A 10,372-nucleotide genomic window follows, 5' to 3' on the forward strand; every position below is an offset into this window, starting at 1 on the left:
TCTCCGGGTAAAATCCCAGAGCAAAAAGGCGTTTTCCACCATTGCTGCACTGATAAGAATCCATTTAATCAGTAATCTTGAGATATATTGGATGGTGCAGAACAGCAGGAGAACTTACAGCAAACAGAAAAAACGAAATAAACCACCTTGTATACAGGTAGAACTGTTCTAAAAAACAGGGGGGGGNGGCTTTTTTATCTAATGAAAATATTTACTGATAATCAGTAAGTTAAGTGAGTTTATTGCCTGTTTTTAAGTTTATCCGTTTGGTAGTGACAAAAAATATCTTTGGGACGAGGTACAGTATACCGTCCTTCACACGAACAAAGGTTTTCTTTATTCCGTAAAAAAGATCATCAGAAACCCGGGCAGAACGGCAAGAGAATTTATAGACGGCGACAGGATCAATCACTACAAACCTATTTTGCTGGCCTTTGTACTAAGTGGTATTTCCGCTTTTATATCCTTTAAGATCATTGGAATAAATCAAATAATGCAGGCGTATTACGATACGCAACCTGAGATGGCCAGATTTATGAAAAACTGGATGTCGTTTGTTTCCAGCTATAATTCGATCATGATGTTATTGGCCATTCCGTTTGTTTCTATCTTTACCAGATTTGTATTTCGAAAATGGGGACAAAACTATTACGAGCACGTCATCATGAACGCCTATATTCAATGCTGTTATATCATTATCAGCATTTTTGCGGTGTATCCACTTCTGTTTTTGCTGAAGGATGATATAAGTAATTTTATGTTTGTGTCGGGTTTTTCCTTAGTTGCTTTTCCATTTATCATGGTATGGTTTTATCACGGTTTTTACCCGGACAAAAAAATGGAAGCTATTATAGGAAAAATGCTGTTATTTTTATTATTTGGATTACTTGCCTACGTTGTTTTTATTGTTGTGTTTGCTGTTTGTCTTGTGATTTCCCATCCTGAAATGTTCAAGGGTGTAGGGCGGGGGAAATAATGGAATGCAATTTCCTTTTTCTATATGTATTACTGCTTAAAGTAAGATGTAAAAAATTACTTGAATAGATCCAAACAGCTAATTTTACTCGTGCCCAAGCATTATTGGTTGCTGTTCCTTATGGACGATCGACTCCATCAAAAGTGTTATTCCGTTGCCTTTTTTAAATCTGCGATATCAAATTTCTTCATCTTCATACATGCCTCGCTCGCCTTTATTGCATTGGCGGGATCGCTCATCAGCTCGCCCAGGATACTGGGTACCACCTGCCACGAAACGCCAAACTTATCCTGTACCCAGCCGCACATACTCTCTTTTCCACCTTTGGCAAATGCATCCCAGTAGTGGTCTATCTCCTCTTGTGTATCGCATTCGATGACTTGGGAAATGCCCTCCGAAAAAGTAAAGGGCTGCGGCACTCCACTGTCCATGGCCGCAAAAGCGATGTCGTTCAGTTTGAATTGAGCGTGTACTACCTGCCCGGCCACTTCTCCTTCGGGATATTTCATAATACCTTCTATTTTGGTGTTTTGGAATAGGGAAACATAGAAATTAACCGCCTCTTCCGCCTTGCCTTGCTGTTCGCCACAAAACATCCATGTGGTTACAAATTTCTGACCATGCACATCGCTTAGTTTTCCAAATGCTATCTGCCAGGAAATACCGTATTTGTCCTGTACCCAGCCGTACAACGCGCTCCAATCGTATTTGCCTAAAGGCATGAATACAAAACCACCATCTGTCAATTGCTCCCAGACTTTCTTTACCTCTTCCTCGCTTTCCATCATCACAAAAAATGAAGTGGCAGCTGTAGGCTTAAACTGAGGTCGCCACCTCTTTGGCTTATCTCATCTGTCCCATCCTTACGACCGTTCTGGCCTTTATCATCCTGAACGAACACCTAAGCACCGTTCAGAAAACAGCCATATTCCTGAGCCTCGTGAGCTGTTTGCTGCTATCCATAGGCCATTTTATGGACCTGTTCTATAGTTTTGTCATTGCGCTTTCCTATGCGCTGTACCTCATACTACAAAAGAAGAACAATCGACTAGATAAGTTCTTTTCACTCACCATTCAGATCGTGCTGAGCACCCTGCTATTATTACCCTTGTTTTCCGTCAGTGACGCCTCCGTGGAAAAGGGTACTTTATTTTATTCCCTGGTCGCGCTGATAGCAGTTTTATTTACCATCGTACCCTTGTATCTCAATACATTGGCACTGAAAGGCTTAGATTCGTCTGTGGTGGGTATCTTACTTTATCTCAATCCCATCCTGAGCTTCTTATTGGCCGTTTTCTATTTTGGCGAGCACATCGAGACACTACAGGCTATTTCATACAGCTTGATATTTATATCCGTATTGCTATTCAATAGCAAGGCATTCAAAAGTGTTTTAAAACGGCAAAAAGTGGTGAACTAATGATTTAGCTACGAACCATTTGATGCCTTGGTATCCAAAGGCTTTCATTCTATCAATACGCCTATATAAAAATTAAAGGTATCTATTTCTAGCTGTTCACTGCTGGTCAGCTGTGGAACATCAAAAGTCTGCCATTTTCTGCTCGGGCTGATGAACTGATATTCGTTTCCTTTTGTGCGAATCTTGACTGGCATAGTGAAATCCGTGACATCTGCTATCCAGCGGGCAAACAGTTTTCCTTGATTGACCTTTAATTCTAGGGTAGGGATATTGGTATGTTGCACGTATTGTGCAAATACAGGAATAAAGTCAATCCCAGATTCCTTGGCGATATATTGCACGACATCCCCATAGTCTACGGTCTTATGATAAAAGGTTCTGTTAAGTCCCCGTAGTATCTGTCGCCATTTTTCGTCATCGTCGATGATGGTACGCACCATATTGAGCAATACACCGCCTTTATTGTACATGTCGCCAGAGCCGGATTCGTTCACTTGGTAGGGGCCTTGGACGGGGCGGTCGTTCAATATGCCCATTCTATTGCCGTGCACATACTCCTGTCCGGCTTGTTTGCCGTAGTGATAGTCCACGAATAGGGCCTCGGAATAGTTGGTGAAGCTTTCGTGTATCCACATATCGGCCAGGTCATTGGAAGTGATGTTGTTGCCGAACCACTCATGCCCGCTCTCGTGCACGATGATGAAATCCCATTTCATGCCCCAGCCGGTACCGGAACCGTCCCTTCCGCGGTAGCCATTGGCATAACCATTGCCATAGGTCACCGCACTCTGGTGCTCCATGCCATTATAGGGCGCATCTATGAGCTTATAGCTATCTTCGTAAAAAGGGTAGGGGCCGAACCAATGTTCAAAAGCTTGCAGCATGGGATTGACATTCTTGGGAAAGAATTCCTTGGCCTTGTCCATATTTTCGCTCAAGACCCAGTAACTGATGTCCAATTTTCCTTTTTCACCCTCGTACACATCATTGAAATTGACGTAATCGCCTATGTTGAGCGAGATGGCATAATTGTTTATGGGGTTGGATACGAACCAATCGAAACGGGTATAGCCGTCTTTCAGCTGGGTCTTTTTCCGTAAACGTCCATTGGATATGTCGGTGAGGCCATTGGGCACGCTCACGCTGACGAGCATGCTGTCCACCTCATCCGATTGATGATCCTTGTTCGGCCACCAGGAGCTGGCACCCAAACCCTGACAAGCGGTAGACACCCAGGGCTTGCCATTGCTATCCTTGGTGTAGACAAAACCGCCGTCCCAAGGTGCCCGCTTGGCCACTATGGGATTCCCGGAGTAGTATACAGTCATGGAATCCAGATCGCCCTGACGGATGCTTTGTGGAAAATCCACAAAGACCGCATTGTATTCTCGTTTGAAAGGCATCTCTTTGCCATGATAGACCACCTTCTCTACCTGCAAGTTGTCAAAAAGGTCAAATTGCAGTGTATTGAAATCTTGCGTCGCACGGAAACGAAACAGGTTGCTGCCACTGATAAACCTATTATCAATATCTACCTTCACATCTAAGTGATAATAGTTGATGTCGTAACAAGTGCGGTAGGAAGTAAGCGTTCCTCGCAAGCTATCTGCTCTGGTGAAGCTCTTTCCTCCCTGCAGCAGTTGCGCTGAAGCTATCATTGAATTTGAAATTAAAATACTGATAAATAATATTTTGATTGATTTCATTTAATCTATTTATTTATGTTTTTATAATTCATATTGAGTTGTAGTTCTACGTTTTAAGTTATAATCCATATTAAAACTCACAACTTACCACCTATAACTTAAGAGCTACCTTCCTCCCGGAGGACAGTGTTCTCTCAAGAATTTGGTAAACAAGGTGGCCAAATGTCTTGAAGTACCTTCTCCCTCGGATATAGAGTGGCTCCTGTTTGGATATGACATCAGTTGGAATTGCTTATTATATTTCACCAATTCATTAATGAGCATTTCTGCATTTTGGTAGTGTACATTGTCATCTGCCGTTCCATGTACGTAAAGCAAGTTACCCGCAAGATTCTTGGCATGGGTAATGGGTGAACCAGCCACAAAATCGGCACGGCTCTCTTGCGGTACGCCCATATAGCGTTCCTGATAGATGTTATCGTACATCAACTGGTTGCCCACGGCCGCCACGGCTATTCCTGTTTTGTATAGGTCCGGATATTGGAATAGGAGGTTCAATGTAGAGGATCCGCCGCCGCTCCAGCCCCATACGGCTATTCTTTCGCTATCTACAAAGGGCCATTTGAGTATCTCTTTGGCCGCCAATGCCTGGTCGCGAATATTTAATCGACCGATATTGCGGTATATCGATTTGCGCCACGTTCTCCCTTTTGGTGCGGGAGTACCCCTGTTTTCAACCGAGATGTATATATAGCCGTCTTGTGCCATATTACCTGCATATAGCCTGTTGAATCCAGTCCCATAGGTATCTGTCACTGTCTGGCCGGCAGGCTCGCCATACACGTAGAACAATACGGGATACTTTTTGCTTGGATCGAAATCGGCAGGTTTTACCATCCAGCCGTCCAGCTCAACACCCTCCGAGGTCGTTACTTTAAAAAACTCCGGTTTCCGGAAACCTGCTGGCAGATCCCTTACCGTATGGGCCGCCACGAGTTCTTTATGCGCCGGAAGATTGATAATGGCACCATCTGCATAAGTACCCACGTTATTGAACGTATACTGCGCTATCTTGCCATTGGGAGATAGGAGATAGTCATTGGTTCCCGATTTGTCTTCTGGAGTGAGCCTTTCGGCTTTTTCTCCCGACAGCTTAATGCGGTAGAGGTATTTTTGTGTGGCATTGTCTGGCGATGCCGTAAAATAGATATAGCCTGCCTTTTCGTCTATCAACAGCAGGTCGATGATATCGTAGGGTTCTTTGGTAATCAATTTCTCATTCCCCTTCAGGTCGATTTCATAGATATGTCGCCAGCCATCTTTCTCGCTAATCCATATATAGGATTTGCCATTTTTAATCCATTCCCAGCCGCTGGGATCATCATCGTTCCATCGGGATTTGATGTCTATCCAGGCTTCGTCAGATTCGCTGTAGACAACTTGGATGGTGTTCGATTTAGGGTCACAAAGGTATATCGTGCTTTCATTTTGCTTACGGTTCAGCTGTTGCAAGATGATTTTATTGTCCGGGGTCCATTCCATCCTTGGGATATAATGTTGCACATCATCACCGGGTACCTGAATTTGCGTTTGTTGTTTACTATCCACATCAACCATCCATACCTGACAGGCACTTGGATCCTGCCCCGCTTTGGGATATTCTACGGGAATTGTAAAGGAATAGGTGGAGTCGGTTGTATTCAGCATGAGGTAATTGCGGATATTTCGGGCGTCTATTTTCCAATAGGCAATGTGCTTGCTGTCTGGCGACCAGCGAAAACCGTCCCTGCAGCCAAACTCTTCTTCATAGGCCCAGTCAAATGTACCGTTTATCATGCGATCCGTACCGTCGGTAGTCAGCGCTGCAATTTGATTGGAGGCAACATCTTCTATATAGATATTATGCTGGCTTACATAGGCTACTTTTTTGCCATCGGGAGATAGCTTGGCAAACATCAAAGAAGCCGGGGCCAAGGATTTCCCCAACTGCTTGAGACTATTGTTTGCTTTGTCAAAAAGCCAATAATCACCTCTTGTATGGTAACGCCATACTTTCTTGGTATTGGTAAAAAGTAGCGCCTTCTGTTTGTCTTCCGAAAGGGTGAAATGTGCTACTTGGAGGGGACTGCTTTGTCCCTCGGGGATCAATAGCGCCGCATCAACAAATGTTTCCTTTTTCTCCGGTTCCAATAAATGGTTGATGACGATTGCTCCATCATCGCTACTTGCATACAAACCATTTCCATCGGCAGTCCACTGTGTTTTGATACCCGGCTGGGCAAAAGTATAGCATATGCATAGATGGCATATGCCTATCAGGATAAAGCGCTTGATTAAGTTTTTAGTAGATATCATACTATCTGTTTTTATATTGCTTCTGTTTTCTTTTTCAACCAAATGCGTTCTTCATTTGTCAAACGCGGGGATAGTTGCTCATAAACCTGTTTATGGTAAGTGTTGAGCCAATTTATTTGCCAGTCATCTAGCATATGTTTTAACACGATGTTTGTTTCTATGGGCGCTAAGGTAAGTGTTTCAAAAGCATAAAACACATCAAAATCAGTTTCCATATCATGAACGGTAAGCACCAGGTTTTCCAATCGTATGCCATGCTTACCCGGTCGGTAAATGCCGGGCTCTATCGACGTCACCATGCCAGGCACAAGTGCTACATCAACATGGGCTGGACTAATGTTTTGAGGGCCTTCGTGTACATTGAGCATATAGCCGACACCATGTCCGGTGCCATGACCATAATTAATACCGGCACGCCATATCGGTTCACGAACAATGGAATCGAGCTGATAGCCTTTACTTCCTTTGGGAAAACGAATAGACGAACCTGCAATCAATCCCTTGAGAACTAATGTATAGTCCTGCCTCTCTTCATTGCTTACTTCACCTAGGCAAAAAGTTCGTGTTATATCGCTGGTCCCATATACGTATTGCCCGCCAGAATCGACCAAGAACAAGCCTTTTGGCTGTAGCAAACTATTGGTGGCCTCGTTAGCGTGATAATGCGGCAGGGCGGCATGTGGGCCATAGCCTGCTATGGTTTCAAAGCTGGGCTGTACAAAACCGTCTTGTTCCTTTCGCAACTCCAAAAGCTTTTCAGCTGCTGAGAGCTCCGATATGGGTTCTTTACTAATATGGGATACAAGCCAATACGCAAACTTCACCATCGCTACGCCGTCTTTTAGGAGCGATAGCCGCATATTGCCGATCTCCTTTTCGTTTTTTACGGCTTTGAATCTTGTACTTGGATTGGTTTCTAGTACCAATTCACTCTTTGGGTACAGCTCGCAATACTGTGCATAATTGCTTTTTCTATCATCCAATAGAATTCGGCTGTTATCTGGAACCTGTTTGAGGTATTGGTACAAAGATGCATAATCTTGGATAGAAACGCCATTTCGATCCAGTAACACTTTCTGTTTGGTATTCAGTATGCTTGCATTGATGAAAAGAGATAGTTTATCTTGCTCGACAAGTAAATAACTCAAAAAAACAGGGTTGTAAGCAATATCATTGCCACGAAGATTCAGTATCCAAGCAATATCATCCAATGACGAGATAAGGTGGTGTGTACATTTTTTTTCTGCCATCACCTTCCTTATCTTTTGTAATTTGTCGGCTATGCTTTCACCCGCTTCGCTTTCGGGTATGGTATATAGCGGATTGTTTGCAAGAGCAGGCCGATCTATCCAACAACTGGAAATAAGATCTATAGCTATCGCTACGCTATTTATTTGCGATAGTTGGCTTACTAATCGTACGCCTACCCAAAGAGGCATATCCCGGAAATGGAATCCAATACGGGCATTTTGAGGTGATTTTTCCAGCAGCCAATCGATATATTCTGGCGTATGTGGAATGGTTAGTTTAACTAATTGGAAACCAGTTCCTTCAAGCTCCTTTTCGGCCTGCTCAAAATAGCGTGAATCTGTCCACAGACCGGCAAAGTCCTCCGTGATGACCAGCGTACCTGCCGAACCACTGAAACCCGACAAACATTGAATGCAAAGATTATGTGCAGGCAGGTATTCGTTGACATGCGGATCTGACGAGGGTACGATATAGGCATGCAGGCCCAGTTCACGCATTTGCTGTCTAATACAAGTTAGTTTGGCCATAGATTGAAGCTGAATTCATTCTTTTGAGCTCTCAAACCTTCTATTTCGCTAATGGACTTTGCAAGTGGCTGCCCCAAAATACGGTGACCATCAGCGGTAATAACCACGTCGTCCTCTATCCGTATACCACTAAAATCCCTATACTCCTCCACTTTGTCATAGTTGATGAATGCCTCAAGCTTTTTTTCTGCTTTCCATAGATCAATAAGTTCAGGAATAAAATATAGCCCAGGCTCTACGGTCAATACATAACCAGTCTGCAATTCTTTGCCCAAGCGCAATGACTTGAGTCCAAACGTACTTGTATCTTTCTTGAACGTATCGGTATAGCCTACATATTGTTCACCCAGATCTTCCATGTCATGGACGTCCAACCCCATCATATGGCCTGTACCGCACTGAAAGAATAAGGTATGCGCCCCAGCGGCCACTGCTTCTTCCGTATCACCTTTCATTAAACCGAGCTCTTTCAATCCCGCCACAAGTATCTTACAACTGAGCAAATGGATATCCAGGTATTTAACCCCTGGTTTAAGCGCAGCTGTTGCGATATCCAAAGCGTTCAACACGATTTGATATACGTCACTCTGTTTTGTGGTAAACTTACCACTAACCGGGAAAGTCCGGGTAAGATCGCCCGCATAGCCCATGGCCGTTTCGGCACCGGAATCATTTAGTATGAGCTGTCCTTCCTGTAGTATATTATGGTAGTGATGATTGTGTAAAATCTGACCATTCACGGTCATAATGGTAGGGTAGGCCAGATGACCACCCGTACTTTCTGCCGCAAATTGTACCATAGCGGCCAATTGTTTTTCGTTCATGCCGGACTTGGCCATGCGCATGGCAACGGTATGCATGGCCACGGAGTTATTCACCGCATTTTCTATTTCCGCGATCTCTTCTTCCGATTTGATGGACCGTTGTGCTACAACGGCTTTGATAAATGGAACCGATGCATATTGTGAGACACTTTCCAACGGTATGTTCAGGAACTGATGAAGTTTAATCTTGTTACCGTCTCTATATGGTGGTAGAAAATGTACGGTTCGCCCTTTGGATAAAGCCTTGTTCAGATATTCAGATAATGAAGAGCTTGGCTTGGTACACGTCACGCCCGATTTTTCGGCTTTCGAGGAAAGTGTCTCCAGCCTGCCCATCCATATGATTTCATCCATGCTGTGCTCGTTGCCGAAAACGATGCAATCGCCGGTTTCGACATCCATCACGGCAGATAGGTTGGGCTCGTTGATGCCGAAATAATACAAGAAAGTGCTATCCTGCCTGAAATGGTAAGCATTATCGGCAAAGTTCATGGGACTTTCTGCATTCCCTAAAAACAACAATATTCCGTCTGAAACGGATTGTTGGAGTTTATTTCTACGATTGATGTAAGTGGAAGTGTTAAACATGTGCTAAAAGTAAAAAATCAAAAAGAAAAAAGAGTAAATAAAAGGTAATTGAATCTCTATAGTGATTTGTTTGGGAAGCCCAGTACTTGTGTTAAAGGCATGCACTTTTTATTTCTAAAGCATGATGATATTAAGTACCATGAAGGCTTAAATACCTCAATTTCTTAACGGTTGAAAATGGCAAAGTACGGTCCATTAAACCTTTGAATTTAATTTTGTTGAATTGTTTCCATATAATTCGTCATACAACCGCAATTAACAACCTCCTGTCTGAATTTGCATATCACTTTTACAACCCCTAATTCGCTGTAAAAGTATCAAACATAAGGATGTTTTACTAGTATTTTTTTCTCCGTCACTACTCATATTTTGACGAAAAAGAAACCTTAGAAAGCAATGAATAAACTGAAATTAGCTAATGATAACCATATTTTAACCTGTTATGATAGATTACTTGCAGTTAAGGGATAAAATACGGATATTCACATCACCTAATTAACCCAAGTTGCGGGTTAATTAAAGATAAAAAGTAAGCATCAAAACCAAGAACTTTGGTTTACCACAACTAAATGTACTTGTATGATGCTTACAGAAGATAAAATTATAGGAATATTTTGCTTTATCGATGATATGTTGAAAACAATTAACCACTATGAGGACAGCCGCAGACGTGTTAGCGACAGTGAGGTGATCAGCACCGCAGTTGTTTCCTGTCTGTACTTTGGAGGACATCAGGATAAGGCCAGGCAATTTATGAAGATGACGGGCCTTATCCCCCATATGCT

The 10,372-nt window shown here is 43.1% G+C and carries 7 protein-coding genes and 3 pseudogenes; 4 read left to right on the top strand and 6 right to left on the bottom strand.

The window, feature by feature from the left end:
* Positions 1-337: 337 nt before the first annotated feature.
* Both A37S_RS28420 and A37S_RS28095 read left to right on the top strand, forming a co-directional pair.
* Positions 338-439 (top strand): annotated as a pseudogene (locus A37S_RS28420) (DUF3667 domain-containing protein); the annotation flags it as partial.
* A gap of 225 nt (positions 440-664) precedes the next feature.
* On the top strand, positions 665-976 hold the full coding sequence (locus tag A37S_RS28095) for a hypothetical protein (RefSeq protein ID WP_245586446.1): 312 nt from the start codon (positions 665-667) through the stop codon (positions 974-976).
* A gap of 146 nt (positions 977-1,122) precedes the next feature.
* Here A37S_RS28095 and A37S_RS28200 read toward each other — a convergent pair whose 3' ends face one another.
* Both A37S_RS28200 and A37S_RS28205 read right to left on the bottom strand, forming a co-directional pair.
* Complete coding sequence (locus A37S_RS28200) at positions 1,123-1,602, bottom strand: VOC family protein (protein WP_425414417.1); 480 nt, start codon at positions 1,600-1,602, stop codon at positions 1,123-1,125.
* Positions 1,603-1,635: 33 nt separating this feature from the next.
* A pseudogene (locus A37S_RS28205) lies at positions 1,636-1,791 on the bottom strand (VOC family protein); the annotation flags it as partial.
* A 23-nt stretch (positions 1,792-1,814) separates the two neighbouring features.
* Between A37S_RS28205 and A37S_RS25730 the strand changes: the two are divergent.
* Positions 1,815-2,396: an EamA family transporter gene (locus tag A37S_RS25730; protein ID WP_157279009.1), complete on the top strand. Its 582-nt coding sequence runs from the start codon at positions 1,815-1,817 to the stop codon at positions 2,394-2,396.
* A gap of 44 nt (positions 2,397-2,440) precedes the next feature.
* Here A37S_RS25730 and A37S_RS0121725 read toward each other — a convergent pair whose 3' ends face one another.
* The 4 genes from A37S_RS0121725 to A37S_RS25735 form a co-directional block, all read right to left on the bottom strand.
* Entirely contained in the window at positions 2,441-4,054 is a 1,614-nt protein-coding gene (locus A37S_RS0121725; RefSeq protein ID WP_245586447.1) for a M1 family metallopeptidase, read from the bottom strand.
* A 153-nt stretch (positions 4,055-4,207) separates the two neighbouring features.
* Entirely contained in the window at positions 4,208-6,397 is a 2,190-nt protein-coding gene (locus A37S_RS0121730) for a S9 family peptidase (RefSeq protein ID WP_036603784.1), read from the bottom strand.
* Positions 6,398-6,408: 11 nt separating this feature from the next.
* Positions 6,409-8,145 carry an aminopeptidase P family protein gene (locus A37S_RS0121735; protein ID WP_245586448.1) on the bottom strand — a complete coding sequence of 579 codons (1,737 nt, stop codon included), beginning with the start codon at positions 8,143-8,145 and terminating at the stop codon, positions 6,409-6,411.
* Positions 8,146-8,162: 17 nt separating this feature from the next.
* Positions 8,163-9,587: an aminopeptidase P family protein gene (locus tag A37S_RS25735; protein WP_051293386.1), complete on the bottom strand. Its 1,425-nt coding sequence runs from the start codon at positions 9,585-9,587 to the stop codon at positions 8,163-8,165.
* 582 nt (positions 9,588-10,169) lie between these two features.
* On the opposite strand from A37S_RS25735, the pseudogene A37S_RS28425 reads away from it, so the two are divergent.
* Positions 10,170-10,372, top strand: a pseudogene (locus A37S_RS28425) (IS982 family transposase); the annotation flags it as partial.

The organism is Olivibacter sitiensis DSM 17696 (assembly GCF_000427965.1).
Classification (GTDB): domain Bacteria; phylum Bacteroidota; class Bacteroidia; order Sphingobacteriales; family Sphingobacteriaceae; genus Olivibacter; species Olivibacter sitiensis.